Annotated in this window: 27 protein-coding genes; 13 read left to right on the top strand and 14 right to left on the bottom strand. The window is 69.3% G+C overall.

Features of this window, described 5'->3' with window-relative positions; all coding sequences use genetic code 11:
* Window positions 1-8: 8 nt before the first annotated feature.
* Together ACWPOC_RS07095 and ACWPOC_RS07090 are read left to right on the top strand one after the other, a co-directional pair.
* Window positions 9-953 (top strand): ABC transporter ATP-binding protein, encoded by a 945-nt coding sequence (locus ACWPOC_RS07095; RefSeq protein WP_059383665.1) that lies wholly within the window; start codon window positions 9-11, stop codon window positions 951-953.
* Window positions 950-2,602, top strand: coding sequence for an ABC transporter permease (locus ACWPOC_RS07090; protein WP_059383666.1), 1,653 nt, complete (start codon window positions 950-952; stop codon window positions 2,600-2,602). The genes ACWPOC_RS07095 and ACWPOC_RS07090 overlap by 4 nt, the downstream gene beginning before the upstream one ends.
* Window positions 2,603-2,606: 4 nt before the next feature.
* Here the strand turns inward: ACWPOC_RS07090 and ACWPOC_RS07085 are convergent, their stop codons facing one another.
* The 6 genes from ACWPOC_RS07085 to ACWPOC_RS07060 are packed head-to-tail and all read right to left on the bottom strand — an operon-like array spanning window position 2,607 to window position 5,795.
* Window positions 2,607-2,897: a GNAT family N-acetyltransferase gene (locus ACWPOC_RS07085; RefSeq protein ID WP_059383667.1), complete on the bottom strand. Its 291-nt coding sequence runs from the start codon at window positions 2,895-2,897 to the stop codon at window positions 2,607-2,609.
* Window positions 2,894-3,544 (bottom strand): Type 1 glutamine amidotransferase-like domain-containing protein, encoded by a 651-nt coding sequence (locus tag ACWPOC_RS07080; RefSeq protein WP_455408269.1) that lies wholly within the window; start codon window positions 3,542-3,544, stop codon window positions 2,894-2,896. Before ACWPOC_RS07080 ends, ACWPOC_RS07085 begins: the two co-directional genes overlap by 4 nt.
* A gap of 4 nt (window positions 3,545-3,548) precedes the next feature.
* Window positions 3,549-4,403, bottom strand: coding sequence for a maleylpyruvate isomerase family mycothiol-dependent enzyme (locus ACWPOC_RS07075; protein WP_145707235.1), 855 nt, complete (start codon window positions 4,401-4,403; stop codon window positions 3,549-3,551).
* A complete protein-coding gene (locus ACWPOC_RS07070) occupies window positions 4,400-4,840 on the bottom strand; it encodes an HIT family protein (protein ID WP_059383670.1) in 441 nt (146 codons plus the stop codon). Before ACWPOC_RS07070 ends, ACWPOC_RS07075 begins: the two co-directional genes overlap by 4 nt.
* Before the next feature lie 9 nt (window positions 4,841-4,849).
* The gene (locus ACWPOC_RS07065) at window positions 4,850-5,614 is read right to left on the bottom strand and encodes an SIR2 family NAD-dependent protein deacylase (RefSeq protein ID WP_085469577.1); all 765 of its coding nucleotides are present in this window, start codon (window positions 5,612-5,614) and stop codon (window positions 4,850-4,852) included.
* A gap of 22 nt (window positions 5,615-5,636) precedes the next feature.
* Window positions 5,637-5,795, bottom strand: coding sequence for a hypothetical protein (locus ACWPOC_RS07060; protein ID WP_167388354.1), 159 nt, complete (start codon window positions 5,793-5,795; stop codon window positions 5,637-5,639).
* A 437-nt stretch (window positions 5,796-6,232) separates the two neighbouring features.
* Between ACWPOC_RS07060 and ACWPOC_RS07055 the strand changes: the two genes are divergently transcribed.
* Genes ACWPOC_RS07055 through ACWPOC_RS07045 form a run of 3 tightly spaced genes read left to right on the top strand, consistent with a single transcriptional unit; the run spans window position 6,233 to window position 9,114 of the window.
* Entirely contained in the window at window positions 6,233-7,360 is a 1,128-nt protein-coding gene (locus ACWPOC_RS07055; RefSeq protein WP_455408268.1) for a Re/Si-specific NAD(P)(+) transhydrogenase subunit alpha, read from the top strand.
* The gene (locus ACWPOC_RS07050) at window positions 7,361-7,690 is read left to right on the top strand and encodes an NAD(P) transhydrogenase subunit alpha (RefSeq protein ID WP_006552916.1); all 330 of its coding nucleotides are present in this window, start codon (window positions 7,361-7,363) and stop codon (window positions 7,688-7,690) included. It begins immediately after the preceding gene.
* Window positions 7,690-9,114, top strand: coding sequence for an NAD(P)(+) transhydrogenase (Re/Si-specific) subunit beta (locus ACWPOC_RS07045; RefSeq protein ID WP_455408267.1), 1,425 nt, complete (start codon window positions 7,690-7,692; stop codon window positions 9,112-9,114). The genes ACWPOC_RS07050 and ACWPOC_RS07045 overlap by 1 nt, the downstream gene beginning before the upstream one ends.
* A 61-nt stretch (window positions 9,115-9,175) precedes the next feature.
* Here the strand turns inward: ACWPOC_RS07045 and ACWPOC_RS07040 are convergent, their stop codons facing one another.
* From ACWPOC_RS07040 to pdhA, 4 genes are read right to left on the bottom strand one after another with little or no spacing between them, the layout of a single operon-like run.
* Complete coding sequence (locus tag ACWPOC_RS07040) at window positions 9,176-10,345, bottom strand: MFS transporter (protein ID WP_120282081.1); 1,170 nt, start codon at window positions 10,343-10,345, stop codon at window positions 9,176-9,178.
* 31 nt (window positions 10,346-10,376) lie between these two features.
* The gene (locus tag ACWPOC_RS07035; protein ID WP_455408266.1) at window positions 10,377-11,672 is read right to left on the bottom strand and encodes a dihydrolipoamide acetyltransferase family protein; all 1,296 of its coding nucleotides are present in this window, start codon (window positions 11,670-11,672) and stop codon (window positions 10,377-10,379) included.
* Between the two features lie 9 nt (window positions 11,673-11,681).
* Window positions 11,682-12,665, bottom strand: coding sequence for an alpha-ketoacid dehydrogenase subunit beta (locus ACWPOC_RS07030; protein ID WP_455408265.1), 984 nt, complete (start codon window positions 12,663-12,665; stop codon window positions 11,682-11,684).
* Entirely contained in the window at window positions 12,662-13,759 is a 1,098-nt protein-coding gene (pdhA, locus tag ACWPOC_RS07025; protein ID WP_455408264.1) for a pyruvate dehydrogenase (acetyl-transferring) E1 component subunit alpha, read from the bottom strand. The genes ACWPOC_RS07030 and pdhA overlap by 4 nt, the downstream gene beginning before the upstream one ends.
* Before the next feature lie 166 nt (window positions 13,760-13,925).
* Between pdhA and ACWPOC_RS07020 the strand changes: the two genes are divergently transcribed.
* On the top strand, window positions 13,926-14,411 hold the full coding sequence (locus ACWPOC_RS07020; RefSeq protein WP_455408263.1) for an Lrp/AsnC family transcriptional regulator: 486 nt from the start codon (window positions 13,926-13,928) through the stop codon (window positions 14,409-14,411).
* Between the two features lie 4 nt (window positions 14,412-14,415).
* Here the strand turns inward: ACWPOC_RS07020 and ACWPOC_RS07015 are convergent, their stop codons facing one another.
* Window positions 14,416-14,889, bottom strand: coding sequence for an acyl-CoA thioesterase (locus ACWPOC_RS07015; RefSeq protein ID WP_024103679.1), 474 nt, complete (start codon window positions 14,887-14,889; stop codon window positions 14,416-14,418).
* A gap of 184 nt (window positions 14,890-15,073) precedes the next feature.
* On the opposite strand from ACWPOC_RS07015, the gene ACWPOC_RS07010 reads away from it, so the two are divergent.
* Together ACWPOC_RS07010 and ACWPOC_RS07005 are read left to right on the top strand one after the other, a co-directional pair.
* Entirely contained in the window at window positions 15,074-15,913 is an 840-nt protein-coding gene (locus ACWPOC_RS07010; RefSeq protein WP_455408262.1) for a sulfurtransferase, read from the top strand.
* A 133-nt stretch (window positions 15,914-16,046) separates the two neighbouring features.
* Window positions 16,047-16,898, top strand: a complete 852-nt coding sequence (locus ACWPOC_RS07005; protein WP_455408261.1) for a DUF5995 family protein — start codon at window positions 16,047-16,049, stop codon at window positions 16,896-16,898.
* A 28-nt stretch (window positions 16,899-16,926) separates the two neighbouring features.
* Here ACWPOC_RS07005 and ACWPOC_RS07000 read toward each other — a convergent pair whose 3' ends face one another.
* Window positions 16,927-17,745: a shikimate 5-dehydrogenase gene (locus ACWPOC_RS07000; protein ID WP_120282086.1), complete on the bottom strand. Its 819-nt coding sequence runs from the start codon at window positions 17,743-17,745 to the stop codon at window positions 16,927-16,929.
* Between the two features lie 92 nt (window positions 17,746-17,837).
* On the opposite strand from ACWPOC_RS07000, the gene ACWPOC_RS06995 reads away from it, so the two are divergent.
* Window positions 17,838-18,620 carry an enoyl-CoA hydratase/isomerase family protein gene (locus tag ACWPOC_RS06995; protein WP_120282087.1) on the top strand — a complete coding sequence of 261 codons (783 nt, stop codon included), beginning with the start codon at window positions 17,838-17,840 and terminating at the stop codon, window positions 18,618-18,620.
* A 62-nt stretch (window positions 18,621-18,682) separates the two neighbouring features.
* Here ACWPOC_RS06995 and ACWPOC_RS06990 read toward each other — a convergent pair whose 3' ends face one another.
* Window positions 18,683-19,354: an HNH endonuclease family protein gene (locus ACWPOC_RS06990; protein WP_120284131.1), complete on the bottom strand. Its 672-nt coding sequence runs from the start codon at window positions 19,352-19,354 to the stop codon at window positions 18,683-18,685.
* 100 nt (window positions 19,355-19,454) lie between these two features.
* Window positions 19,455-20,378 carry an NADP-dependent oxidoreductase gene (locus ACWPOC_RS06985; RefSeq protein ID WP_455408260.1) on the bottom strand — a complete coding sequence of 308 codons (924 nt, stop codon included), beginning with the start codon at window positions 20,376-20,378 and terminating at the stop codon, window positions 19,455-19,457.
* Between the two features lie 49 nt (window positions 20,379-20,427).
* On the opposite strand from ACWPOC_RS06985, the gene ACWPOC_RS06980 reads away from it, so the two are divergent.
* The 4 genes from ACWPOC_RS06980 (at window position 20,428) to ACWPOC_RS06965 (ending at window position 26,392) form a co-directional block, all read left to right on the top strand.
* Complete coding sequence (locus tag ACWPOC_RS06980; protein WP_455408259.1) at window positions 20,428-23,235, top strand: DEAD/DEAH box helicase; 2,808 nt, start codon at window positions 20,428-20,430, stop codon at window positions 23,233-23,235.
* Window positions 23,236-24,006 carry an SWIM zinc finger family protein gene (locus tag ACWPOC_RS06975; protein WP_455408258.1) on the top strand — a complete coding sequence of 257 codons (771 nt, stop codon included), beginning with the start codon at window positions 23,236-23,238 and terminating at the stop codon, window positions 24,004-24,006. It abuts the gene before it with no gap.
* 108 nt (window positions 24,007-24,114) lie between these two features.
* Complete coding sequence (locus ACWPOC_RS06970; protein ID WP_455408257.1) at window positions 24,115-24,666, top strand: DUF1360 domain-containing protein; 552 nt, start codon at window positions 24,115-24,117, stop codon at window positions 24,664-24,666.
* A gap of 193 nt (window positions 24,667-24,859) precedes the next feature.
* The gene (locus ACWPOC_RS06965; RefSeq protein WP_006552559.1) at window positions 24,860-26,392 is read left to right on the top strand and encodes a CoA-acylating methylmalonate-semialdehyde dehydrogenase; all 1,533 of its coding nucleotides are present in this window, start codon (window positions 24,860-24,862) and stop codon (window positions 26,390-26,392) included.
* Window position 26,393 lies beyond the last annotated feature (1 nt).

The raw sequence follows: 26,393 nt of genomic DNA, 5'->3' as shown, positions 1-26,393 counted from the left end.
GAGGAAAGATGGACACCCAGATCATCGAAATCCGCGACGTCGTCAAGACATTCGGAACCACGAGAGCCCTCGACGGCTTCTCGATGACCGTCGAACGCGGTACCGTCGCCGGATTCCTCGGACCGAACGGCGCCGGCAAGTCCACAGCGATCCGCGTGCTGCTCGGAATGCTGCGTGCCGATTCCGGCACCGTCCGCGTCCTCGGACTCGACCCGTGGACCGACGCCGTCGCGATCCACCGCCGGCTCGCGTACGTGCCCGGCGACACGAACCTGTGGCCCACCCTCACCGGTGGCGAGATCATCGACGTCCTCACCCGCATCCGCGGGGGCGAGGTCCGCACGCGTCGTCGCGCCGAACTCCTCGAGCGGTTCGAACTCGATCCGACGAAGAAGGCCCGCACCTATTCGAAGGGCAACCGGCAGAAGGTCGCACTCGTCGCCGCACTCGCATCGGACGCCGAGCTCTACCTGCTCGACGAACCCACCTCGGGTCTCGACCCGCTCATGGAGGCGGTGTTCACCGACGAGGTGCGAGGGCTCCGCGACCGCGGCGCGACCGTCCTGTTGTCCAGCCACATCCTCGCCGAGGTCGAGAAGCTCTGCGACACGGTGACGATCATCCGGGCCGGGCGCGACGTCGAGACCGGCACCCTCGCGCAGTTGCGGCACCTGACGCGCTCGTCCGTGCGGGCCACCACGAGTGCCCCTGCCGAGCGACTGGGCGGGCTCTCCGGGGTCCACGACCTCTACGCCGACGACGGCCGGCTCGCGTTCGACGTCGACAACACCGCCCTCGCCCCGGTCCTGCAGGAACTCGCCGGACTCGGCGTCGAGAACCTCACCATCACGCCCCCGTCGCTCGAAGAGCTGTTCATGCGGCACTACGGCGACACCTTCGACACCGGTGACGGGAACGGCGCCGGTGCGGTGGAGGAGGTGTCCTCACGATGACCACGACGACACCGACAGCTGTACCGACCCCGAGCGGTACCTCCGCGACGTCCGCGGCACCGTTCACCGGGCTCGGCACCCTGCTGCGGCTCTACCTGCGGCTGGACCGCGTGCGCATCACCGTCTGGACCCTCGCGCTCGCCTTCACGGTGTGGTCGACCGTCCTCAGCCTGGCCGCGGTCTATCCCGACGAGGCCTCCCGTCAGGCCCGTGCTGCCCTGCTGGAGAATCCGGCTGCCGTACTCATGACGGGCCCGGCCTACGGGATCGACAACTACACGCTCGGGGCGATGACCGCGAACGAACTGAGCCTGACCGTCTTCGTCGCGACCGCGATCATGAGCATCCTGCTCGTCGTGCGGCACACCCGGGCGCAGGAGGAATCCGGCCGGCTCGAACTTCTGCGGGCGCTGCCCGTCGGGGCCTATGCTCCGCCGGCGGCCGCCCTGATGCTGGTCTCGGTCGCGAACCTCATCGTGGGCACCGGTATCACCGTCGCGCTCATCGCAGGCGGGCTCGATGTCGTCGGCTCGGTCGCCTTCGGTGTGGCCTCCGCCGTCACCGGGGTGCTCTTCGGTGCGGTCGCGGCAGTGACCGCCCAGTTCGGCGAACACTCCCGCTCGGCCACGGGTACCGCGCTCGCAGTGCTCGCTGCGGCCTTCTTCGTCCGCGGCGCCGGCGACATCATCGAGTCGACCGGCTCGTGGCTGTCGTGGCTCTCGCCGATCGCCTGGGCCCAGCAGACCCGGCTCTACGTCGACGAGCGGTGGTGGCCGCTGTTGTTGTCCGTCGCCACGACGGTCGTGCTGCTCACCGTCGCCGTCGCACTGTCGCGGCGCCGCGACCTCGGAGCCGGACTGCGGGCACCGAAACCCGGACCCGCCGAGGCAAATTCCGCGTTGCTCGGTCCGGTCGGTCTGATCCGCCGCCTGCTGCGCGGAGCCTTCGTGGGCTGGCTGACGGGACTGGTCCTGTTCGGCGTCGCGATGGGCGCTCTCGCCAGCTCCGTCGAGGACCTCATTGACGAGATGCCGCAGGTGCTGGACATGGTCGGCGTGGACCCCGACGCCCTCACCGCCTCATTCTCCGGGATGATGCTGATGTTCCTCGCTCTCGGCGCCACCGCCTTCGGTGTGTCCGGCGTGATGCGGATGCGCAGCGAGGAGGACGGTGGACGTTCCGGTCTCGTGATCGTCACCGGAACGGCGCGCAGCGCATGGCTGTTCGCGGCACTCGGCGTGATCGTCGTCCAGTTGGTCGTGGCGCTGCTCGTCTCCGGTGCTGCGACCGGACTGGGGGTCGCGCTCGCGGTGGGCGACTGGGGGTGGATGCCGCGGATGATCGCGGCGTCCCTGGCCTACGCGCCGGCTGCGATCCTCGTGGTCGCCGTGGCGTTCGCGCTGCTGGGCTGCGTGCCGCGTGCCACCGGGCTCGTGTGGGTGCTCGTGGTGTGGATGGTGTTCGTCGCGTGGCTCGGCGAGATGCTGAACCTCCCCGACGAACTCGTCGCACTGTCGCCGTTCTCGCATGTCCCGCTGGTGCCCGCAGAGGGGGTGACGGTGATGCCGCTGATCGTCCCGGCGGTTGCGGCGGTGCTGCTCGTCGCAGCGGCGATCGTCGGTTTCCGCCGCCGCGACGTGCAGGTGTGACGGATCAGTTGCGGTATTCGGGATGTTCGGAGACGAACTTCTCGACGTACGAGCAGGACGTACCGATCTTCAGTCCCTGCTTCCTGGTCTCGTCGAGGGCGTGCTTCACCACGATCCCGGCGAGGCCCTTGCCGCGGAACTGCGGGTCGGTGACGGTGTGGTCGAAGTCCCGCAGGTCGCCGTGCTGCGTGTAGTCGGCGTAGGCCGCGAGGTCGTCGCCGAGATAGAGCGCGAAACGGGCCTTGTCGGCGTCGTGCTCGATCCGGGGTTCGGTGCCGTCGATGTTCTGCGTCATGATCTCACCGTACTCGGGGCGTGACCGGGAGGAGTGTCGACGACGATCGCGTCGTCGTCGGTCAACGCCACGTGTTCGACGTCGTGCTCGCGCAGGTAGCGCAGGGTCTGCCGTATCCCGTCGTCGGCCAGCAGCGAGTCACCGGCGTGCGGCACGATCGCGTGTTCGACCCAGCCGAGTCCGTCCCACACCACCGGGACACCGCAGGTCGCGGCGACCTCGTCGGGGTCGTCGGAGAACTCGATGCCGCGCAGCGACGGTGTGGCGACACAGGCCCCGGCGCTGTAGCCCCCGTACACGAGACGGTTGTCGCTCACCAGATCCGTGAGCACGGTATCGCCTCCGCTGCGGGCCAATTGCGCTCGCAGGACGAAAGTGTTGCCGCCGCGCACCCACACGGACGTGAAGTCCGACAGGCGCCGCCGGAGCGAGTCGGGATCGTCGAGGTGATCACGTAGATCCACCTCCTCCGGTTCGAAGCCGAGCGACCGCAGCGGGCCCATCTCGCTCGTGACCGCCGCCGTGCGGGCCGAGGCGGGCCACGCGTCGGCGGCGTTCGCGATCACCGCGATCCGGCCCGGCGTCGTCAACCGGACGAAGGCGTCCGGATCGGTGCCGAACCGGTAGGAGGACAGGAACAGCCGCACGACGTCAGATCGTGAACGCGAGGTTGTCGACGATGCGGCGTCCGACCTCGGTGTCGCCGCCGAGGGAGATCTCCTCGATCCGGTCCTCGGCGCGCACGCGTCCACCGGCGAGCCGAACGAACAACCCGGAGTCCATCGCGATCGTGGTCGTGACCGGTTCGGACAGGGCCGGCACCTCGGTGGCCCGTCCGTGCACCTCGATGTGGATGGTGCGCGCGAGGGGACCGGTGAGTTCGAGCGTGATGCGCGCTCCCTCGGGGGCCTTGCCGCGCTTGCCGACGATGAACGGAACCGCACCGAAGACCTCCGCGGATCCGAGTTCGGCACGCGGGCCGCCCTCGCTGCCCGTCCTGCCGAGCGCGTCGCAGATGTCGAGTTCGTGGAGCCAGCAGTCGAACACGCGGATCCGCATGAAGCGCCCGTACGGTGCCGGCCCGACGGGAGTGTTCGACTGTTTCCCGAAGTCCTCCTGGGTCATCGCGCCGAGTTGCTCCGTGCGCAGGGCGACGATCTCGCGGTACCGCTCGAGCACGTCCGCGCCGGGGACGGGACGCAACGACTCCACCCACAACTCGTTGAAGGCCGCGATGTCGTTGCGCACGTGGTCGAACGAGCGCACGTCGCGTTCGACGCGCGGAGCCTCGATGCCCGCGAGCATCGACTCGGTGCCGATGAGATGCGCAGTGATGTCCTTGACGGTCCATCCCGGCAGGCAGGTGGCGGTCGTCCACTCGTCCTCGGTCAGTCCCGCCAGCAGGTCGTCGAGCACGGCGAACTGCTCGAGCAGCAGCGGCCGGATCGTGTCGATCGGGAACTCGGCAGCGGAGGTGTCGGGGGTGGTGTCGGGCTGTGATGTCACTGGTGCTCCTCGGCGGTGAGACGTTCGAGACCGGCGCGGATGATCGCCGCGGTGGTCTCGGGGTCGTGGGGGCGACGGCGGACCAGACCGATACCCATCCGGACACGATCGCCGTTCCAGCGGGGCAGGAGGTGCAGATGGGTGTGGAAGACGGTCTGGAAGGCTGCTCGTCCGTCGTTCAGGACGAGATTGGTTCCGTCGGTGGCGAGTTCGGAACGGGCCATCGCCCGGGCGATCCGTTGTCCGGCACGGAAGACTGCCGCACCCGACGCCGGATCGAGCTCCTCGAGGCGTGCGGTGTGCACGCGGGGGATCACGAGGGTGTGCCCGCGCGCGATCGGTCGGATGTCGAGGAAGGCCACGACCTCGTCGTCCTCGTACACCCGTGTCGCCGGACCGCTGCCGTCGGCTATGGCGCAGAACACACAGGAACTCACCGGGTCACCTTAACGCGGTGTGTCGGCCCCGATCTCCAGTGTGTCGACGAGGGCGGGGAGACCGACGGCAGCAGTGGTGCGCCAGGCATGGTCGACCTGATCGCTCAGATCGGTCTCGCGTGGATCGATCTGCACCACCGGTACGCCGTGACTGCGTGCGAGCGACGGCAGGCCGGCCGCCGGGTAGACGACACCCGAGGTGCCGACGACGAGCAGCAGGTCGGCATCACGCAGGGACTCGGTCGCGGTCTCCCACGGTTCCTGCGGCAACATCTCGCCGAACCACACGACGCCCGGCCGCCCGTCGCCTCCGCATGCGGGGCACGACGGCGGATCGAGACGAGCGACGGGATCCTCCGGCGGATCGGGAAGGTCGACGGCGCGCTCGCACCTGCTGCAGCGTGGGGCGAACAGGCTTCCGTGCAGATGGGTGACCTCGGAGCTTCCGGCCCGCTCGTGGAGGTCGTCGACGTTCTGCGTCACGATCTGCACGTGGGCCGCCCGTGCCCAGTCGGCGAGCGCCAGGTGTCCGGCATTGGGCTGCACCCGGCGGACGAGCGCGACCCGCCACTGGTACCAGGCCCAGACCGTAGCCGGATCGTCCGCCCACGCCTCCGGTGTGGCGAGCGCGGTGGCGTCGAAGTTCTCCCACAACCCGGTCTGCGCGTCGCGGAAGGTGGGGACACCGCTCTCGGCGGACATCCCGGCACCGGTGAGGACGGCGACGCGGCGGGCCGAGCGGGCGAGGTCGAGGACGGGGGCCGGCACGTTCATGTGGCCAGGTTAGGTGCTCGGGTCAGGAGGGATCCGGGATCGGGTGCTCCCTGCCGCATCGCGGGCACGGCTCCTCCTCGGAGGTGAGCATCGCTCCGCAGTCGGGGCAGAGGAGATGGAGCCAGCAGACCGGGTCGCCGCCGAGGTCGTCGTCGTGGTCCTTCTCGCGGTCGTGACTCATGAGAGCCCCTTACGCCGCCTGCCGGACGAGCGCAAAGATGTCGTTCGGCGACGCGGTATCTGAATCGATTCCGAAGTGTTCTGAATCGGTACACACCGTCGATCGGTACACGCGGAACGAATCTGTTTGCACACCGCCTTCTTTCGCTTCGGAGGCCGTTTCCCGGCCCGTTCCCGGGACCGTTTCCGATCGTCCTCCACGCTCTTGCTCACCGGAGGAAAATGGCATTTGTGAGGTGAGCTGCCTCACAAACTTGCGCCATCTTGCTGTTCGGACTCGATTCAGATGATTTCACCAGGTTGCGAGGTCACGGGAGGGCACGGTAGGTCTGCTTAAGCCTTTCAGTGCATGACGGGCCGTCACATGGCCTTCGATAACGCATCTTTCGCCGCCGATCGCGGCACGACGCGCACTTTCATCGACGCAGGAGTCAAGAATTGAGTACCGAAGGATCGAACACGGGGAGCGGAGCGCACCGCCGTCCGACCGTCGGCGTGGTTCGTGAGACGAACGACGGGGAACGGCGGGTCGCGCTCGTACCGAAGATCGTGCCCTCCTTGATCGGCAAGGGGCTCGACGTCGTCGTCGAGTCCGGTGCCGGCCAGGGCGCGCTCATTCCGGATGCGGCTTACAAGGAAGCCGGCGCGACCGTCGGCGACGCCTGGTCCGCCGACATCGTCGTCATGGTCGCTCCGCCGAGCGACGCCGAGATCGCACGCCTGAAGTCCGGTCAGCGCCTGATCGGCTTCCTCGCCCCGCGCAACGCCGACAACCAGATCGGCTCCCTGACGCAGGCCGGTGTCGAGGCGTACGCCGTCGAGGCCATTCCTCGTATCTCCCGCGCGCAGGTCATGGATGCCCTGTCGTCGCAGGCGAACGTCGCCGGTTACAAGGCCGTGCTGGTCGCGGCGAGCGAATCCACGCGCTTCTTCCCGATGCTCACCACCGCCGCAGGCACCGTGAAGCCGGCGACCGTGCTGGTGCTCGGTGTGGGCGTCGCGGGTCTGCAGGCGCTCGCCACGGCGAAGCGTCTCGGTGGCCGCACCACCGGATACGACGTGCGTCCCGAGGTCGCCGACCAGGTCCGGTCGGTCGGTGCCCAGTGGCTCGACCTCGGCATCGACGCCGCCGGTGAGGGTGGCTACGCACGCGAGCTCACCGAGGCCGAGCGGGCCCAGCAGCAGCAGGCGCTCGAAGACGCCATCAAGGGCTTCGACGTCGTCATCACCACCGCGCTCGTGCCGGGCCGCCCGGCGCCGCGCCTGGTGACCGCCGCCGCGGTCGAAGGGATGAAGCCGGGTTCGGTGATCGTCGACCTCGCCGGCGAGACCGGTGGCAACTGCGAACTCACCGAGCCGGGGCAGACCGTCGTCAAGCACGACGTCACCATCTGCTCGCCGCTCAACCTGCCCGCGACGATGCCGGAGCATGCCTCCGAGCTCTACTCGAAGAACGTGTACGCGCTGATCGAGCTGCTGCTCGACGAGTCCGGTGCCCTGGCCCCGGACTTCTCGGACGAGATCCTCGCGGCTGCCTGCGTGACGCGTTCGAAGGAGAACTCCTAGATGTACAACGAACTACTCGCGAACATCGCGATTCTGGTCCTGGCCGGATTCGTCGGTTTCGCCGTCATCTCCAAGGTGCCGAACACGCTGCACACGCCGCTGATGTCGGGCACCAACGCGATCCACGGCATCGTCGTGCTCGGCGCACTCGTCGTGCTCGGTCATCTGCCCGGTGATGCCCACTGGGGCATCAAGATCATCCTGTTCGTCGCTCTGGTCTTCGGCACCCTGAACGTCGTCGGTGGCTTCGTCGTCACCGACCGCATGCTCGGGATGTTCAAGCAGCGCAAGGACTCCCCGGCTGCACAGAAGAAGGGGGCTGACGCCTGATGGGCTACCTCGTCTCGGTCCTGTACATCATCGCCTTCGCGATGTTCATCTACGGTCTGTCGGGTCTGACGGGCCCGAAGACCGCCGTCCGCGGCAACTACATCGCCGCCGTCGGTATGTTCATCGCGGTCGTCGCGGTGCTCATCGACATCCGCCACACGGAGAACTGGGGTCTGATCATCGGCGGTCTGGCCGTCGGCATCATCCTCGGCGTCCCGCCGGCACTGAAGACCAAGATGACGGCCATGCCGCAGCTGGTCGCACTGTTCAACGGCGTCGGTGGTGGCACCGTCGCGCTCATCGCGTGGGCCGAATATCTCGAGTCCACCAGCTTCACGACGCTGGACGACGACCCGACCGTGGTCATGATCGTCGGTTCGCTGTTCGCCGCGATCATCGGCTCGATCTCGTTCTGGGGTTCGCTCGTCGCCTTCGCGAAGCTGCAGGAACTGCTGAACAAGAACCTCGAGAAGAAGCTCGTCGCGTCGGCGAAGCTGTTCCAGCTGGCCAACATCGTGCTCGTCCTCGCGTCGATCGCCATCGCCGTCTACATCGGCATCAGCGCCGACGGTGAGCCGCTCGCCTCGTGGTGGATCCTGGCACTGCTCGTCGCCGCCGGCCTGATGGGTCTGTTCGTCGTGCTGCCGATCGGCGGCGCGGACATGCCCGTCGTGATCTCGCTGCTCAACGCCCTGACGGGTCTGTCGGCAGCAGCCGCCGGTCTCGCGCTGAACAACCAGGCCATGATCGTCGCGGGCATGATCGTCGGCGCCTCGGGCACCATCCTGACCAACCTCATGGCCAAGGCAATGAACCGGTCGATCCCCGCGATCGTCTTCGGCGCCTTCGGCGGTGGCGAGGCGGCCGCAGGTGTGGCCTCGGCGTCGGGTGGCACGGTCAAGGCCACCTCGGCCTCGGACGCCGCCATCCAGATGGCGTACGCCAACCAGGTCATCGTCGTGCCCGGCTACGGCCTGGCCGTCGCCCAGGCACAGCACGCCGTCAAGGAGATGGCGGCGCTGCTCGAGGACCGCGGTGTCGAGGTCAAGTACGCGATCCACCCGGTCGCCGGTCGTATGCCCGGCCACATGAACGTCCTGCTCGCCGAGGCCGACGTCGAATACGACGCGATGAAGGAGATGGACGACATCAACGGCGAGTTCGGCCGCACCGATGTCACCATCGTCATCGGCGCGAACGACGTCACCAACCCGGCTGCCCGCCTGGACTCGACGAGCCCGATCTACGGCATGCCGATCCTCAACGTCGACCAGTCGAAGTCGGTCATCGTGCTCAAGCGCTCGATGAGCTCCGGTTACGCCGGTATCGACAACCCGCTGTTCACCGCCGACAACACGTCGATGCTGTTCGGTGACGCGAAGAAGATGGTCTCGGAGGTCACCGAGGAACTGAAGGCCCTGTAGGCGTTGTAGGCCCTGTAGGCCTGCCGGACCTGTCGCTGCTCCGTCACGGCGCCCACGCGGATCACCGCGTGGGCGCCGTCGGCGTCAGTACGGGAGCCAGCAGTGCGGCGAGCAGCACGCATGCGAGCGGTACGACCATCGCCGTTGTGAGGGAGGTCGCCTCGGCGATCCACCCGATGCATGCCGGGCCGGCCAGGAAACCCAGATAACCCAGACCGACGACGCGGGACATGTTCGCGCCGGGGGATCCCGAATCGAGATTGCCCGCGGCGCTGAACAGCTGCGGGAGGGCACCGGACAACCCCAGGCCGAACAACGCCCACCCGGCGAGTGTGAGGACCAGCCACGGCGACAGTGCCACGGCGCCGATCCCGACCGCGGCGACCAGCGTTCCGTACCGGATGACGGCGGCGCTGCCGAACCGGGCGGTGACCCGGTCGGCGACGAAGCGTCCGATCGTCATGGTCGCCGAGAACGCACCGAACGCGAGCGCGGCCACCGACTCCGGACTGCCGAGCCGTTCCTGCACCTGCAGCGCACTCCAGTCGTTCGCGACCCCCTCGCACAGCATCAGCGCGAACGCCACACCTCCGAGCAGCACCACGCGGCGCGAGTAACCGGCCCGGGGCCCCGGTGACGACGATCGGGTCGGAGGCTCCGTCCGGACGAGGCGCGGCCCCGCCCGGCCCACCGCCGCGGCCGCGACGACCCCGGCGACCGCGAGCGTGACCGCGGGACGGACCCCGGCGGCCAGGGTGGCCGCGCCCACCAGCGACCCGGCGATCCCGCCCGCGGAGAACAACCCGTGGAAGGCCGACATGATCGGTCGCCGATACCGCTGTTCGACCACGACCGCCTGGGAGTTCATCGACACGTCCAGCGCGCCGTTCGCGAAACCGAACACTGCGAGAGCGAGTCCGAGCTGCCACGGCGCCGTGGCCAGGCCCGGCCCGACCACCGTCAGGGACAGCATCAGAGCGAAGACGATCGTCGTGCGGTGGCTACCGATCCGGTCGGCGAGCCGACCCGTCACGTGCATCCCGCCCAGCGCCCCGAGGGCGAGCAGCAACAGCAACGATCCGAGCGCCGCGTGATCGATGCCCACCCGTTCCCGGATCGCCGGGATGTGGACGACCCACAGGGCGAGCAGGAAGCCGTTGAGCCCGAAGATCGCGAACACCGCGGAACGGGCGTGCGCGAGCCGGTCCGTCGTCCGTTGCGAATCCACCACGTGGAGGCACGCTACCGAGCGTTCGCGGCCCCTACGTGTCGGCGAGGAGCATGGGCACGGGATCGCCCAGGAACGCGCCGATCGTCGCGAGTGCCCGTCCCGCCTGCTCCCCGTCGACGAGCCGGTGATCGAACGACAGCGACAACGTGACCACCTTCCGGATCGCGAGAGCACCGTCCACGACCCACGGGCGGTCGGAGATCGCGCCGACGGCGAGGATCGCCGACTCGCCGGGATTGAGGATCGGTGTTCCCCCGTCCACCCCGAACACCCCGACGTTCGTCACCGAGACCGTCGAACCCGTCAGCTCGGACGGCGTGGAGCGGCCCGTCCGCGCGCGGTCGGCGACCTCGGCGATCGACCGGGCCAGGCGTGGCAACGACAGGCGCTGGGCCTCCCGGACCACGGGAACCTTCAGGCCGTCCGAGGTCGCGGTGGCGATCCCGAGATGCACGTCGTGGTGGAGCACGATCTCACCCGTGTCGTCGTCCCAGTGCGCGTTGAGCGACGGCTCGTCGGCGATCGCGTGCAACAGCGCGCGGGAGACGATGCTCAGCGCTGTCGGACGGACACCCTCGAAGGCCGGCGACGCGCGCAGGGTCGACACCAGGTCGACGGTGGCGGTCGCGTCGCACGTGAGGAAGACGCTGGCGTGCGGGGCGGTGAAGGCGCTGCGGGAGACTGCCTCGGCGGTCCGCTTGCGCACCCCTCCGACGGGTATCCGCGTAGTCCGTTCGGGGGAGGGTTCAGGGGCGGGTGAGTGTGGTCGTTCGGCGGTGGGTTCGTCGCCGTGTCCGACGGTGCGCCGCACGTCGTCGCGGGTGATCACACCGCCGCGGCCGGTGCCCGTCACCGTCTCCAGATCGACCTCGAGGAGGGCGGCGAGTTTGCGTGCGCCGGGCTTCGCGTCGGGTCGTGCGGGAGGGGGATCGCCGTCGCGGGCACGACCGGCGTCCGCCGAGGCACGGCGGGTCGCGCGTCTGCTCTGCGGGGCGTCGCCGGGTCCGTAGCCGACGAGCACCGACGGTCGGGACGGGCCGCCGCTGTCACCGGTCGGCTCGGCGGGTCCGTCCTCGGTGGCGATCCGCAGCAGGGGCGCCCCGACCGGCACCGTCTGTCCCGGCTCGACCAGCAGTTCCTCGACCGTGCCGCCATAGGGCGACGGCAGTTCCACCGTGGCCTTGGCGGTTTCGACCTCCCCGATGACCTGGTTGAGTTCGACACGATCGCCGACCGCGACGGCCCAGTGCACCCAGTCCGCTTCGGTGAGTCCCTCACCGAGATCGGGGAGACGGAATTCCTGTACTGCGCGTGCGGGATTCGTCATCGGTACGCCTCACGCCGCGAGTGCGCGGTCGACCGCGTCGAGGATGCGATCCGGGTCGGGACGGTGGTGGGATTCGAGTTTGGCCGGGGGATAGGGGATGTCGAATCCGCCGACCCGCAGGACCGGTGCCTCGAGTTGGTAGAAGCACCGCTCGGTCGTGCGGGCGGCGATCTCCGCGCCGATGCCGCAGAAGACCGGCGCCTCCTGCACGACGACGAGCCGGCCGGTCCGTCTCACCGACGCCTCGATCGTGTCGAAGTCGAGGGGGGACAGCGACCTCAGATCGACGACCTCGAGCGAATGTCCTTCCGTCTCGGCGATCTCGGCTGCGCGTAGCGCGGTGGCGACCAGCGCACCGAAGGTCACGATCGTTGCGTCCGAACCGGACCGGACGACCCGCGCGGACGTGAGCGGCAGGTCGGGTGCGGTCTCCGTGTCGATCTCACCGCGTTCCCAGTAGCGGTGCTTCGGTTCGAGGAAGATCACCGGGTCGTCGAGCGCGACGGCCTGCTGGATCATCCAGTACGCATCGGACGGGGTACTCGGGCTCACGACACGCAGACCCGCGGTGTGGGTGAAGTACACCTCCGGTGATTCCGAATGATGTTCGACCGCACCGATGCCGCCGCCGTAGGGGATCCGGACGGTCAGCGGGGCCACCACGGCACCGGCCGTGCGGTAGTGGATCTTCGCGACCTGCGAGACGATCTGGTCGAAGGCCGGATAGACGAAGCCGTCGAACTGGATCTCGCACACGGGCCGGTAGCCGCGCAGCGCCATCCCGAAGGCCGTTCCCACGATCCCGGATTCGGCGAGGGGAGTGTCGATCACGCGACCCTCACCGAAATCCTTCTGCAGGGTGTCGGTGATGCGGAAGACGCCGCCGAGCGTGCCGACGTCCTCACCCATGATGACGACCTTGGGGTCGCGTTCGAGTGCGCGGCGGAGTCCGGCGTTGAGGGCACTGCCGAGGGTCATCGTCGTGGTGGTCATCGTCGCGCCTCCTCCGTGGGGCCGAAACTCGCCAGATACTCGGCGTAGTCCGCACGTTCCTGTTCGACGAGCGGATGCTCGGTGGCGTAGACGTGGTCGAACAGGGCAGCGGGTTCGGGGTCGGGCATCCCGAGTGTGCCACGCCGGAGCCGCATCGCGGTGTCGTCGGCGGCCGTCCGGACCTCGTCGAGGAAGTCGTCGTCGGCGTGCCCTTCGCGTTCGAGCAGTCGTCGCAGCCGATCGATGGGGTCGCGTGCCTTCCACTCCTCGAGATCGGCGGGTGTGCGGTAGCGGGTGGGGTCGTCGGAGGTCGTGTGCGGGCCCATGCGGTAGGTGAGTGCCTCGATGAAGAACGGACCGGCACCCTCGCGGGCGTGCCGGACGGCACGCCGGGTCACCGCCAGGACTGCGAGGACGTCATTGCCGTCGACCTGCACGGCCGGCATCCCGAATCCGGCGGCGCGCCGGGCGAGGGGCACCGGGCTCTGCACGTGGGTGGGCACGCTGATGGCCCAGTGGTTGTTCTGGCAGATGAACACCACGCCGACACCCCAGCTGACGGAGAAGACCATGGCCTCCGAGATGTCGCCCTGGCTCGTGGCGCCGTCGCCGAAGTACACGACGGTGGCGATCTCGGCTCCGTCGAGCTTCGCGCCCATCGCGTAACCGGTGGCGTGTAGGCCCTGGGCTCCGACGACGATCGCCGGGTTGGTGGTGGCGACCGTCTGCGGATCCCACCCGGACAGGCCGCATCCACGCCACAGGCGGGTCATGTCGGCGGGGTCGACGCCGCGGCACAACGCGACGGCGTGCTCGCGGTAGCTGGTGAAGACGTAGTCGTCGGACGCGAGTGCCCGGGCGGAGCCGACCTGCGCGGCCTCCTGACCCTGGAGCGGCGCCCAGAGGCCGAGCTCACCCTGCCGTTGGAGAGCCGTCGCCTCAGCGTCGACGCGTCGCGCGACGACCATGTCGCGGTAGAGCCCGCGCAGTTCGTCGGGGCCGACGTCGGCGACGAGTGGGCCGTACTCGGTGTTGAGGACGCGTCGCCCGTCGGGTTGGATCAACTGGACCGGATAGGCGGTCGGTACAACCATCGGATCACCTCGTCGGTGCGGATCCGGCGTGCCCTCGTGAGGCCCGACCGGATGATGTGTGCCGTACATCACATCATCCGGGCAAATCGCGCGTGCGCAATCGATCAGCTTGCAACCGTGCAGAAAGCACGGTTCCGGGGTGCTCCGAGCTGGCAGACTGCGAAGAATGACCAGTCTGGATGCCACCGATGCGCGTCTGCTGCTCGAACTCACGCGCACACCGCGGGCCACGGGAGTCGAGCTGGCGCAGCGGCTCGGGTTGTCCCGCAACACCGTCCAGGCGCGCCTTGCCCGCTGGGAGGCCGAGGGCGTGCTCGCCTCGTTCGACCGGCGGGTGGATCCGGTCAACCTGGGCTATCCGCTCGCCGCCTACGTGGCCACCCGCGTCGATCAGCACCGTCTCGACGAGGTCGTCGACGAACTCGCACAGATCCCCGAGGTCACCGAGGTCTACGGGTTGACGGGGCAGATCGACCTGTCGGTGAAGGTGGTCGCCCGCGACGCCGACGACCTCTATCGGCTCGCGGGCCGGATCCTGAAGATCCGCGGTGTCGAACGCACGGACATGTCGCTGGTCATGCAGGACCTCGTCCCGCAGCGCACGGCTCCGCTGCTGGCCCGGGCGGCCGGGCGCAGCGGAGACGAGGCCTAGAGCACTAGCGGCCCGCGTTCGGGGTGGCCAACTGGGCGGCGGCCTTGCGGATCTGATCGGGGATCGGGACGGGGCGGCGCGTCTGCGGATCGACGTAGACGTGGACGAACCGGCCGGTCGCCGCGGGGATCAGGGTGTCGTCGGCTTCCCGGAAGATTGCGAGCGAATAGGTGATCGACTGTGTGCCCAGGCGTTCGACCGCCAGCCCGACCTGCAGGCGGTCGGGGAAGGACAGTTCGGCGAGATAGCGGCAGGAGGTCTCGGCCACGACCCCGATCGCGTCGAGTTCGCGGATGTCGACACCAGTGGTGGAGATGAGCCACCCGTTGACCGCCGAGTCGAAGTACGAGTAGTACGTGACGTTGTTGACGTGGCCGTAATGGTCGTTGTCGGCCCAACGCGTCTGCATGGGCCACAACACCGGGAACTGCTCCGGCTCAGGCGGGGCGGCTGGGCTCGTCGGTTGGCGGTTGCTCACGTCTCGACGATAGTGCTCTCCGCACGGCAAATCAGACCAACCCCCACGCCAATTCCGAACCGAGACGCAAAACCCTCGAATCGGACGTGCACAGGGCGTGTCCGCCTGCCGGGGTCGTCCCGGCACGCACGGCGTGTCGCCCCAAAGCCGGAACGGCGTGTGCCGTTCGTGTCAGGATCGGGTCATGTCCGATACCCCCGTTCTTCTCTCCACCGTCGAACTCGCCGAGATGATCGAGCAGGGCAGATCGCCGGTGATACTCGACGTCCGCTGGGCACTCGGCGACAGGCACGGACGGGACCGATTCCACGAAGGGCACATCAGCGGCGCGGTCTACGTCGACCTGGACGAGGATCTCGCCGATCCGCCCGCGCCCGAGCTCGGTCGTCATCCGCTGCCCGACATCGACCGTTTCCAGGCCATCGCACGCCGGTGGGGGATCGACGACGGTGCTCTCGTCGTCGCATACGACGACAGCGGCGATCTCGCCGCGGCCCGCGCGTGGTGGCTGTTGCGCTGGGCCGGGCACTCCGAGGTGCGGCTGCTCGACGGCGGACTGCAGGCGTGGATCGCCGGCGGGCACCCTCTCGCCGCAGGACCGGGTGGTGAGAAGAAGCCCGGCAACGTGACGTTGAGCCCCGGCCACATGCCCACGATCGGTCCCGACGAGGCCGCGACCTACGCGACCCACGGAGTTCTGCTCGATGCGCGCGCCCACGCGCGGTACCGCGGCGACGAGGAGCCGGTGGACCGCCGGGCGGGCCACATCCCCGGGGCGGTCAGCGCGCCGACCACCGAGAACCTCCGTCAGGACGGGTCGTTCCTGCCCGCGGATCAGATCGCGTACCGCTTCTCGAAGCTGGGCGTGAAGCGCACCGACGTCGCCGTGTACTGCGGATCGGGAATCAACGCCGCACACGAGATCGCTGCGCTCGAGATCGCGGGCATCGACGCCGCCCTGTACCCGGGCTCGTGGTCGCAGTGGTCGGCGGACCCGAAGCGGGAGATCGCCACCGGCAGCTGAGCGGCGATCCGCCGGCCGATGCGCAGTTCTCGTCGACGATGCGCGAGATCGCCGACGAGAACTGCACGCCGGAGCCGGCCGTGAATGGGACACCCCGGAGTATCCCGGAGAAACGCCCGGTAAATTAACGCAAATGAAACATTTCGCCCGAGGCCGTACGGCGATCACGGTAGGTGCCGCAGTCCTGGCGACTCTGCTCGCCGCACCGACCGGATCGGCCGCGCCGGTGCCGGCCGATCCGGTACCGTCCCGCTGCGTATCCGCCGCTCCCCAGGCTGAGATCGCTGCGCTGACCGATCCCGCGGGAATCGACACCTTCGACGACGCCCGCACCCGGATCGCCGAGCTGCGCGACCTCCTCACCCGCAGCGACGACTACCGCGGCACGTTCGTGCTGGCCTTCGACGAGATCCTCGAACTCACCGGCCCGACGCTCGACTCCGGGATCTACGACGATCCGGAATGGGCGTCCGCGCTCGCCGTCGAAGTGGTGCGTCTCTACCTGGCGAATCTGCACGAGTACGTGACCGGCGGGTCCCCGGCGCCGCACTGGGCGGACGCGCTCGCGCTCACCGAACAGTGCGACCGCAGTCCCGGTCGCGTGCTGCTCGGCGCGATCGTCGCCCACCTGGTGATCGATTTCCCGGAAGCGCTCGTGACCATCGGATCGATGCCCGAGCACACGCGCGACTTCTACACCTTCGGTGAAGCGCTCGTCGAGGCTGCACCCGTGATCGCCGACGAGTTCGAGGCGGTCTACGGCGTCGACCTCGGCCCGTTCTTCACCGGCTGGTTCGTCGGCGACCTGGTGGGCGATACCGAGACCACCACGTTCATGTTCCAGTCGGCGCGAACGGCCGCGTGGGTCAACAACTTCGGTCTGCAGAACCCCGCCACGCACGACATCACCCGCGTCGAGATGAACGTCGCGGTCGATGCCGCCACCGTGGTGCTCGACGGCCTCGAACAGGGCGGGATCGTCTGACGGCCGAGTCCTCCTCGGTCCCGACCGTTCAGGAACGGGAGTACTCCGAGGCGCGGCGCACCTGCTCGCGCGTCGGGGTCACCCCCGTGTAGAGCTCGAACTGCAGCGCTGCCTGCAGCGCGATGACCTCGTCGCCCGTGATCACCGGGATGTCGTGTTCGCGGGCGAACCGGACGAGCGGGGTGTCCGGCGGGACGGCCACGACGTCGAAGACCGTCGACGCTGCGGCCACGAAGTCGTGGGGGAGTGGCAGGTCGTCCGATTCGGCGCCGCCCGCCATCCCGATCGGAGTGGCGTTGACGATCAGCCCGGGCGCGACGTCGCTCGTGTCGGCGCGCCATTCGTAGCCGTACTTGCGTGCGAGCGGTCGTCCGGTGTCCCCGTTGCGCGCGACGATCGTCCCGTCGGTGAATCCGTTGTGGCGCAGCGCCGCTGTCACCGCCTTCGCCATGCCGCCGCTGCCCACCACCGTGACCGGCAGGGCGGAGTCGACGCCGTGCTCGACAAGCAGGTCGCTCACCGCCTGATAGTCGGTGTTGTAGGCGTGCAGGACGCCGTCGTCGTTGACGATCGTGTTCACGGACTCGATGGCCCGCGCCGAATCGTGCAGCACGTCGACGAGGGGCAGCACGGCTTCCTTGAACGGCATCGACACTCCCGCGCCGCGGATGCCCAGGCCGCGTATCCCCGCCACGGCGTCCTCGATGTTCGCGGGCGCGAACGCCTTGTAGACGAAGTCGAGACCGAGTTCCTCGTAGAGATGGTTGTGGAACCGGGTGCCGATGTTGCTGGGGCGGCCGGACATCGAGATGCACAGCCGGGTGTCCTTGGAGATGCGCTCGAGCATTTCCTCACCGTAGTCCCGACACACACGGAAACATCGATGTTCTCGGACGAGCATGCTGTTCTCGCAATGAAGAATGAGATACTGTCCGATGCATGGGAGACGATCTGGGTGCAGGTGGACTGAGATTCGAACGGGAAGGCGCGATCGGCTGGTGCATCATCGACCGGCCCGCAGCACGCAACGCGTTCACCCCGGCGATGTACTACGGGCTCAAACGTGCGGTGCGACTGGTCAATTCCGACCCCGACCTCGCAGCCCTCGTCATCACCGGTGTCGACGACGTCTTCGCGCCCGGCGGTGATCTCGGCGGTCGCGCCGAACCCGGCGACGATCTGCCCGAGGGCCTCTCGGGAGTGGACGTCGTCCCGTTCCTCACCATCCGCGACAGTCGCGCCCCCGTCATCTCCGCCGTCAACGGCATCTGCCAGGCCGGGGGACTGCTGGTCGCGATGATGTCCGACATCGCGGTCGCCAGCGAACGCGCGACCTTCCGTGTCCCCGAACTCCTCCGGGGCATCCCCGACGCGACCTTCGCCGCCGCGCTGCCCGCGCACGTCGGTCTCGCCGCCGCCCGCGACCTGCTGTTGTCGGCGCGGGTCTTCGACGCCCACGAGGCGCAGCGCCTGGGTGTCATCTCCCGCGTCGTCCCGCACGAACACCTGCGCGAGGCCGCACTCGAGGCCGCCCGGCAAGTTCTGCGCACCGCACCCATCGCGCGCGCCCAGGTCAAGCGCATGCTCAACGAGCGCTACGGACAGTTCGACTACCAGACGATGTTCGGGGCACTCGAGACCTCACCCGAACCCCGCGAAGGGATGCGGGCGTTCATGGAGAAGCGCGAACCCGACTGGATCCCGCGCAACCTCCCCGCCTGAGCGGTGTCACGGGCACGACTCCGTCGCGCCGGTGTCACTGGCACGACTCCGTCGCGCCGATGTCACGGGCACGACTCCGCCGCGCCCACCAAGGCGCGGTGGTCGTCGACCGTGATCGGCAACGCATAGCGCACCGCGACGGTCAGGTACCGGCCGGCGAACCAGCAGCGGTAACCGGGAGCCGGTGGCAGCCACTGCGCCGGTGTGCCGTCGCGCTTGTCGAGGTTGGCCTGCCCGTCGACGGCGACGAGGTTGTAGGTGATGTCGTTCGCGAACCGGCGCCGACGTTCGGCGGGCCATGCGGCGGCACCGAGATCCCAGGCCGCGGCGAGCGGATAGATGTGATCGATGTGCACGGCGTTCGCCTCGGCACGCCGGAACTCCACGCGCGCCCCGGTATACGGATCGTTCAGGACCCCACTCGTCACGACACAGTCGTCGCTACCGGCGCGGAAGGTGGGAGAGGCGAGGTCGCGCGCGAGGACGTTGTTGCGGGTGTCGCAACCGTCGTGCCCGCCGGCACCGGGGTGGTCGTCGGACCAGGCCGGACCGAACACGCATCGCTCGCCCGGGTCGCAGCCCCGCTGATAGCCGGGCACCTTCCGGCGCTCCTCGACCACCGTCACCTGCTCGAGCAGGACGTGCACCTCGGCTCGGGTGGGGCTGCCCGGTACCGTCCCGGACCCCGGTGCGGTGCGGTCCCACAACCAGGACACCGCCACCGCGACCACCACTGCCGCCACCCACCACGTCGCGTTCCCCCCACGCACGCGGCGATCCTGGCATGCCCTGCCGACAGGATCCTCGGGACAGAGCGATACGGAGCGGAGTGATTCAGGGGAATGTGACGACGATCTTCCCGCCGGCGTGCCCGGACTCGACGAGTTCCAGCGCAGCCCCGGCCTCGGCGAGCGGGAAGGTCCGCGCGATGCGCGGCATGAGGACACCACGCTCGACGAGCGCCACGACCTGCTCGAACACCTCCCGGGTCCGGCACCGCGTGATTCCCGAACCGCCCAGATTCTCCGCGCGTACAGGGTCGGCGACACTCACGACCCGTTCCGGCGCCCGCGTCAGCGCGACCGCCCGCTCGAGCACGTTGCCACCGACGAGGTCGACGACCGCGGTCACCGCCCCGCACCGTTCCGCGGTGGCCGCGACTCGCGCGTCGAACCCGTCGCCGGACTCGATCCACAGTCCGCCGCACGATTCGACGAGATCCCGTTTCCCCGCGCTCGCCACGCCGAGCACGGCGGCACCTGCGGCGTGCGCGAGCTGCGTCGTCGCCGACCCGACGCCACCACCGGCACCCAGGACGAGGACGGTGTCCGCGTCGACGATCTCGAGGTGCTCGACGATGTCGAAGGCCGTGCCGGCCGCGACCGGGAGGGTCGCCGCCACCTCGAACGGCACCGACTCGGGCACGAGCGCGGCAGCCCGCGCGTCGACCAGGGTGTACTCGGCGTAGCCGCCGTAGCCCTCCGCGGTGGCCCCGAAGACGGCGTCGCCCGGCCGGAAGCCGGTGTCCGGACCGTCGGCCTCCACCACACCCGCGACCTCCCGGCCGAGGACCGCCGGGAGGTGCACCGTGACGCTGCCTGTGCGCCGTCCGGACCGCACCTTCCAGTCGGCGGGATTCACGCCCGCGGCCCGGACCGCCACGAGGAGCTGCCCCGGACCGGGCGAGGGGACGGGGGTGTCGAACAGCTGCTGTGTCTCCGGACCGCCGTACTCCACGAAGCCGTATGCGCGTGCCATGGGACCCAGCCTGCCATCGGGGTGGGGTGCGGCTGGCACGATAGTGGGCATGTTGCACGGGCTGTGGTCACCGGGATCCGGCCTGATGCTGTGGTGGGACCCCGCCGCAGACCCCGATCCCGACGCGCTGCCGTCTGCGCTGCGCCGGTGGATCGACCGCCCGTTCCGCCATCGCGTCACCATCACCTTCCCCACGGAGACCGAGCCGAGCACGCTGCACGCCGTCGCGGTCGCACCGTCGGACGCAGCCGAGCTCCTGCTGGACATGCCGCGGCGTCCCGGGGGTGTCGGTGGCGACCTGCGCTATCTCGCGCACGTCGCCCGCGGCATCGAGAGATGGGCGCAGGCCGGCCGCGTCGCACCGGAGCTCGTGCGTGTCGAGAAGCAGTGGTGGGCACGGTGGCGCCTGCTCGGCGGCGAGAAGACGCGGGCCTGGTCCGCCGAACTTGCGGCCGCGATGTCTCCCGCGCAGCGGCAACTCGGGCGGCCCGTCGATCTCCTCGACGATCTGTGCCGCGAACTGACCGACCCCATCGTGCGCACCCTCCACGGCTCGTCGACCTCGCTGCACCCCCTCGTCGCCGCGCTGGCCGAGGGCAGTCCCCATCCCCGTGGCACCCAGCGCATGGCCGATGCGCTCGAGGAATGGCGTGCCAGCCTCGCCGGATACGAACCCGACCTCGTGCTGCGCCTCGTCGAACCGGACGACGCCGACGACGGGGTCGGAGCCGACTCCATCTGGCGGCTCGAGGTGTGCCTGCGTCCGGAGGGACAGTCCCCGACGCCGCTGCCCGTAGAGGACACCGACCCGCACCTGCTCCAGATCGGCGTGCGCAAGCTCGGGATCGCGCTCCAGGCCTATCCCCGTCTGCAGGACGTGCCCCGCGATCCCGACAGTCTCGACCTGCTGCTGCCCACCCCGGTCGTCGTCGATCTCGTCGAGCACGGCGCCCGAGAGCTCGACGCCGCGGGCATCGCGGTGCTGCTGCCGCGTGCCTGGACCCGGGTCGATCCGTCCCTGCGTCTGCAGGTCGACTCGTCCGTCGCCCCCGTGAGCGCCGACGACAGCGTCGTCGGGATGAGCGCGATCGTCTCGTACGAATGGCAGCTCGCCGTCGGCGACATGCTGCTCACCCAGTCGGAGATGGAAGAGCTCGTCGCGGCCAACAGCGACCTGGTCAAGCTGCGCGGCAAGTGGGTCCGGGCCGACGCCGAGGCGCTGGCCCGCGCGGCCCGGTACGTCACGGCGCATTCCGCCGAGGATGCGACCCTCGGGTCGTTGTTCGCCCAGTTCACCGGCGACGATGCGCCGCCCGCGGAGGTCACCGAGATCTCCGCGTCCGGCTGGGTCGAGATGCTGCTCGACGGGCAGGCCCACCCCGAGTCCGTCCCCGTGCCGGCGGGACTGAACGCCGAACTGCGTCCCTACCAGCAGCGCGGCCTCGACTGGCTCGCGTTCATGAGCCGGCTCGGTCTCGGCGCCGTGCTCGCCGACGACATGGGCCTGGGCAAGACCATCCAGGTCCTCGCGCTGCTCGCCCACGAACGCGAGTCGGGCCTGCGGAACGCTCCGACCCTGCTCGTCTGTCCGATGTCGGTGGTGGGCAACTGGCAGCGTGAGGCCGAACGGTTCGTGCCCGACCTGCGGGTGCACGTCCACCACGGCGCCCAGCGGCTGAGCGGACCGGCACTCGCCGCCGCTGCCGCCGACCACGATCTCGTGGTGACGACCTACGCCATCGCCGCCCGCGACGTCGCGCAGCTCGCAACGCTGACCTGGCAACGCGTGGTCCTCGACGAGGCCCAGCACGTGAAGAACACCGCAACGGCACAGTCCCGCGCCACGCGCGCCGTGCCCGCGGCGCACCGGATCGCGCTCACCGGCACACCGGTGGAGAACCGGCTCGAGGAACTGCGCGCGATCCTGGACTTCGCGAATCCGTCCCTGCTCGGCAGCGCGGCGTCCTTCCGTGCCCGGTTCGCGGTGCCGATCGAGCGCGACCACGACGCCGTCGCCGCGGCGCGGTTGCGGGCGCTGTCCGCACCGTTCGTGATGCGCCGCGTCAAGACCGACCCCGACGTGATCTCCGATCTGCCCGAGAAGTTCGAGCAGACCGTGCGCGCCAACCTCACGGCCGAGCAGGCCGCCCTGTACCGGGCCGTCGTGGACGACATGATGCGCCGGATCCGCGACAAGGAGGGCATGGCCCGCAAGGGCGCGGTGCTCGCGGCGCTGACCCGGCTCAAGCAGGTGTGCAACCATCCGGCGCACTATCTGGGCGACGGCTCGCCCGTCCTGCGTCGCGGACGGCACCGCTCCGGCAAGCTCGGCCTGGTCGAGGACATCGTCGAGTCGGTGCTGGCCGACGGCGAGAAGGTGTTGCTGTTCACGCAGTTCCGCGAGTTCGGTGAGCTCGTCGTCCCCTATCTCGAGGAGCGGTTCGCCACGACGGTGCCCTTCCTGCACGGGGGAGTGTCCAAGGGCCGGCGCGACGCGATGGTCGACGGCTTCCAGGGTGAGGGCGGACCGCCGATCATGGTGCTCTCGCTCAAGGCGGGCGGTACCGGACTGAACCTCACCGCCGCCAACCACGTCGTGCATCTCGACCGGTGGTGGAATCCGGCGGTGGAGAACCAGGCCACCGACCGTGCGTTCCGGATCGGGCAGCGCCGAGACGTCCAGGTCCGCAAGCTCGTCTGTGTGGGAACGGTGGAGGAGCGTATCGACGAGATGCTCACCGGCAAGCAGGAACTGGCCGAGATCGTGGTCGGGGCAGGGGAGAACTGGATCACCGAGCTGTCCACCGATCAGCTGCACTCCCTGCTCACCCTCGGCGACGACGCGGTGGGGGACTAGATGGCACGGGGCAACGTACGCCGCTACGGCACGGCCCGCCGGATCGACGGCGGCATCGAGGCGCGCACCAAGCGGGGCTCGATCGGCCGCAGCTGGTGGTCGAAGGAACTGATCTCGGCGATGGAGGAGGTCGCCGAGAAGGGGCGACTGACGCGGGGCCGGGCCTACGCGCGCGCCGGCCAGGTGATCTCCATGCGGCTCGAACCCGGCGCGGCCGTCGGCGACGTGCAGGGCAGTCAGCTCACCCCGTTCACCTCGGCGGTGCGGGTGCGCACGCTCGACCAGGAGGCGGTGGGAGAACTCGTCTCGCTCGTCCGCTCGTCGCCGGGCATGCTGGCGCGGCTCGCGGCGGGCATCCTTCCCGAGGAACTCGGATCGGCCCTCCTCCCGCGACGCGCGGGTGAACTCGACTTCGACTGCACCTGCCCCGACGACGGGTGGCCCTGCAAGCACGCCGCGGCCGTCGCCTACCTGCTCGCAGAACACGTCGACGACCAACCGCTCGCGGTCCTGACCCTGCGCGGGGTGGACCTCGCGACGCTGATCGGCGGCGTCGACGATGCGGACGCCGACGACGACGCGGCCGCGGCGCAGGACTTCTACGGCGACGACACCGAGTTGCCCGAGCTGCCCACGGAACGGTTCCGTCCCGCGCTCGAGGACCTCGATCCGATGCTGCTGCGCCGCGCGTTGCGGGCCGGCGGAACCGACGAAGCCGTGGTGATCCGGGGGATCACCGACCTCGAGGATCTCTACCGCCGCATGCGCTGACCTCGATCGGTCGTCGGTGGTTGTGCCGTCCGTCCCCGGGGTATGCCGCCCGTGAAGGTGACGGCTCCGGTCGCGCCACCGACAGCACATGCCACGAGTGGAGGATTCATGCGGACACCGGAAGCATCGTCGACAGCGCGGGAGAACGCCGAGCGTGCGGTCGAGGCGGTCCAGGACGAGGCCGACACCTATCGGAACGGGGAGGATCGACCCCTGGGTGGATATGCGGTGCTCATGTCCGTGTACCTCACCACCGTCGGCACGCTCGGCGTCGTCGCGGCCAAGCGCGGGCGGCCGATGCCGAGGCCCGATGCCGGCGATCTCGTGGTGACCGCGCTCGCGAGCCACAAGATCTCCCGGATCGTGAGCAAGGCGGCGGTGACCAGCCCCGTCCGCGCACCGTTCACGAAGTTCGACGGCCCCGGTGGTCCGGCCGAGGTGATGGAGCAGCCCCGCAAGTCGTCGCGGGTCCGTCACGCCGTCGGGGAACTGCTGGCCTGCCCCTTCTGCCTCGACCTGTGGACGGTGACGGCGATGGTCTTCGGCCGCGTCTACGCTCCGAATCTCACGCGTCTGGTGGCGGGTTCGTTCGCGGCGCTGACCGGAGCCGACTTCCTGCACCTGGCGTACGCGAAGGCGCAGCAGATCGCCGAGGGCTGATCTCGATCCCTCGAGCATCGACCCCTCGCGCATCGACCGTGCGTGAGGGGTGCCGGCCGATCCGGTCCGGTGTGACGGTAGACATACATGGACTTCCAACTATAGGATGAGCGAAGACTTCGGGCCTGCGCCCGTTCGCGCCGAAAATCGCACATCCCACGTCATCGCACACCAGTAAAGGACGGGATCGGACATGAGCGTTCGAGAATTGACCCACTTCGTCGGCGGACAGCACGTCGCCGGCACCTCCGGCCGCTTCGCCGACGTCTTCGCCCCCAACACCGGAGAGGTCCAGGCCCGCGTGCCGCTCGCGGCCGACTCCGAGGTCGACGCCGTCATCGCCAACGCCGCCGAGGCGCAGAAGGTGTGGGCGTCCTGGAATCCTCAGAAGCGCGTGCGCGTGCTCATGAAGTTCGTGTACCTGGTGCAGGAGAACATGGACGAGCTCGCCCACCTGCTGTCGAGCGAGCACGGCAAGACCGTCCCCGACGCGAAGGGCGACATCCAGCGCGGCCTCGAGGTGATCGAGGTCGCCATCGGAGCCCCGCATCTCCTCAAGGGTGAGTACACCGAGTCCGCAGGCGGCGGAATCGACGTGTACTCGATGCGTCAGCCCCTCGGCGTCGTCGCCGGGATCACCCCCTTCAACTTCCCGGCCATGATCCCGCTGTGGAAGGCCGGCCCGGCACTCGCCGCCGGAAACGCGTTCGTACTCAAGCCTTCCGAGCGCGACCCCTCCGTGCCGCTCCGCCTGGCCGAGCTGTTCCTCGAGGCCGGCCTGCCCGCCGGTGTGTTCAACGTCGTCAACGGCGACAAGAGCGCCGTCGACTACCTGCTCGACGACCCGCGCATCAAGGCGATCGGCTTCGTCGGTTCGACCCCCATCGCGCAGTACATCTACGAGACGGCCGCGAAGAACGGCAAGCGCGCACAGTGCTTCGGTGGTGCGAAGAACCACGCGATCGTCATGCCCGACGCCGACCTCGACCAGGTCGCGGACGCACTCGTCGGCGCCGCCTACGGCTCGGCCGGTGAGCGCTGCATGGCGCTGTCCGTGGCCGTCCCCGTGGGCGAGGAGACCGCGGATCGCCTCGTCGCCAAGCTCACCGAGCGCATCGCCGAACTGCGTATCGGCACCAGCTTCGACGAGAAGGCCGACTTCGGTCCGCTCGTGACCGCTGCCGCCCGCGACCGCGTGCACGGCTACATCGCCCAGGGCGTCGAGGAAGGCGCCGAGCTGGTCGTCGACGGCCGCGACTTCGTCCTCGAAGGTCACGAGAACGGCTTCTTCTCGGGCGCAACCCTGTTCGACAAGGTCACTCCCGAAATGTCCATCTACAAGGAGGAGATCTTCGGCCCCGTGCTCACCGTGGTGCGTGCGCGCGACTACGAGGACGCCCTGCGCCTGCCCACCGAGCACGAATACGGCAACGGCGTCGCGATCTTCACCCGCGACGGCGACACCGCCCGCGACTTCGCGGCCCGCGTCGAGGTCGGCATGGTCGGCATCAACGTTCCGATCCCCGTCCCGATCGCGTACTACACCTTCGGCGGCTGGAAGGCCTCCGGCTTCGGCGACCTCAACCAGCACGGCCCCGATGCCTTCCGCTTCTACACCAAGACCAAGACGGTCACGCAGCGCTGGCCGTCCGGTGTCAAGGAAGGCGACATCGAGGGTGCGCACGTGGCCGACACCGACCACTTCGTCATCCCGACGATGAACTAGG

It is taken from the genome of Rhodococcus sp. 5G237 (assembly GCF_053764735.1).
The sequence above is the reverse complement of the archived record's forward strand: the minus strand, read 5'-3'. Positions and strand labels throughout refer to the sequence as shown.

What these genes read in the sequence shown, in the direction of transcription:
- ACWPOC_RS07095 (WP_059383665.1), top strand. Translation starts at nt 9, where the DNA reads ATGGACACCCAGATCATCGAAATCCGCGACGTCGTCAAGACATTCGGA.
- ACWPOC_RS07090 (WP_059383666.1), top strand. Translation starts at nt 950, where the DNA reads ATGACCACGACGACACCGACAGCTGTACCGACCCCGAGCGGTACCTCC.
- ACWPOC_RS07085 (WP_059383667.1), bottom strand. Translation starts at nt 2,897, where the DNA reads ATGACGCAGAACATCGACGGCACCGAACCCCGGATCGAGCACGACGCC.
- ACWPOC_RS07065 (WP_085469577.1), bottom strand. Translation starts at nt 5,614, where the DNA reads ATGAACGTGCCGGCCCCCGTCCTCGACCTCGCCCGCTCGGCCCGCCGC.
- ACWPOC_RS07060 (WP_167388354.1), bottom strand. Translation starts at nt 5,795, where the DNA reads ATGAGTCACGACCGCGAGAAGGACCACGACGACGACCTCGGCGGCGAC.
- ACWPOC_RS07050 (WP_006552916.1), top strand. Translation starts at nt 7,361, where the DNA reads ATGTACAACGAACTACTCGCGAACATCGCGATTCTGGTCCTGGCCGGA.
- ACWPOC_RS07045 (WP_455408267.1), top strand. Translation starts at nt 7,690, where the DNA reads ATGGGCTACCTCGTCTCGGTCCTGTACATCATCGCCTTCGCGATGTTC.
- ACWPOC_RS07035 (WP_455408266.1), bottom strand. Translation starts at nt 11,672, where the DNA reads ATGACGAATCCCGCACGCGCAGTACAGGAATTCCGTCTCCCCGATCTC.
- ACWPOC_RS07030 (WP_455408265.1), bottom strand. Translation starts at nt 12,665, where the DNA reads ATGACCACCACGACGATGACCCTCGGCAGTGCCCTCAACGCCGGACTC.
- pdhA (WP_455408264.1), bottom strand. Translation starts at nt 13,759, where the DNA reads ATGGTTGTACCGACCGCCTATCCGGTCCAGTTGATCCAACCCGACGGG.
- ACWPOC_RS07020 (WP_455408263.1), top strand. Translation starts at nt 13,926, where the DNA reads ATGACCAGTCTGGATGCCACCGATGCGCGTCTGCTGCTCGAACTCACG.
- ACWPOC_RS07010 (WP_455408262.1), top strand. Translation starts at nt 15,074, where the DNA reads ATGTCCGATACCCCCGTTCTTCTCTCCACCGTCGAACTCGCCGAGATG.
- ACWPOC_RS07005 (WP_455408261.1), top strand. Translation starts at nt 16,047, where the DNA reads ATGAAACATTTCGCCCGAGGCCGTACGGCGATCACGGTAGGTGCCGCA.
- ACWPOC_RS07000 (WP_120282086.1), bottom strand. Translation starts at nt 17,745, where the DNA reads ATGCTCGAGCGCATCTCCAAGGACACCCGGCTGTGCATCTCGATGTCC.
- ACWPOC_RS06995 (WP_120282087.1), top strand. Translation starts at nt 17,838, where the DNA reads ATGGGAGACGATCTGGGTGCAGGTGGACTGAGATTCGAACGGGAAGGC.
- ACWPOC_RS06985 (WP_455408260.1), bottom strand. Translation starts at nt 20,378, where the DNA reads ATGGCACGCGCATACGGCTTCGTGGAGTACGGCGGTCCGGAGACACAG.
- ACWPOC_RS06980 (WP_455408259.1), top strand. Translation starts at nt 20,428, where the DNA reads ATGTTGCACGGGCTGTGGTCACCGGGATCCGGCCTGATGCTGTGGTGG.
- ACWPOC_RS06975 (WP_455408258.1), top strand. Translation starts at nt 23,236, where the DNA reads ATGGCACGGGGCAACGTACGCCGCTACGGCACGGCCCGCCGGATCGAC.
- ACWPOC_RS06970 (WP_455408257.1), top strand. Translation starts at nt 24,115, where the DNA reads ATGCGGACACCGGAAGCATCGTCGACAGCGCGGGAGAACGCCGAGCGT.
- ACWPOC_RS06965 (WP_006552559.1), top strand. Translation starts at nt 24,860, where the DNA reads ATGAGCGTTCGAGAATTGACCCACTTCGTCGGCGGACAGCACGTCGCC.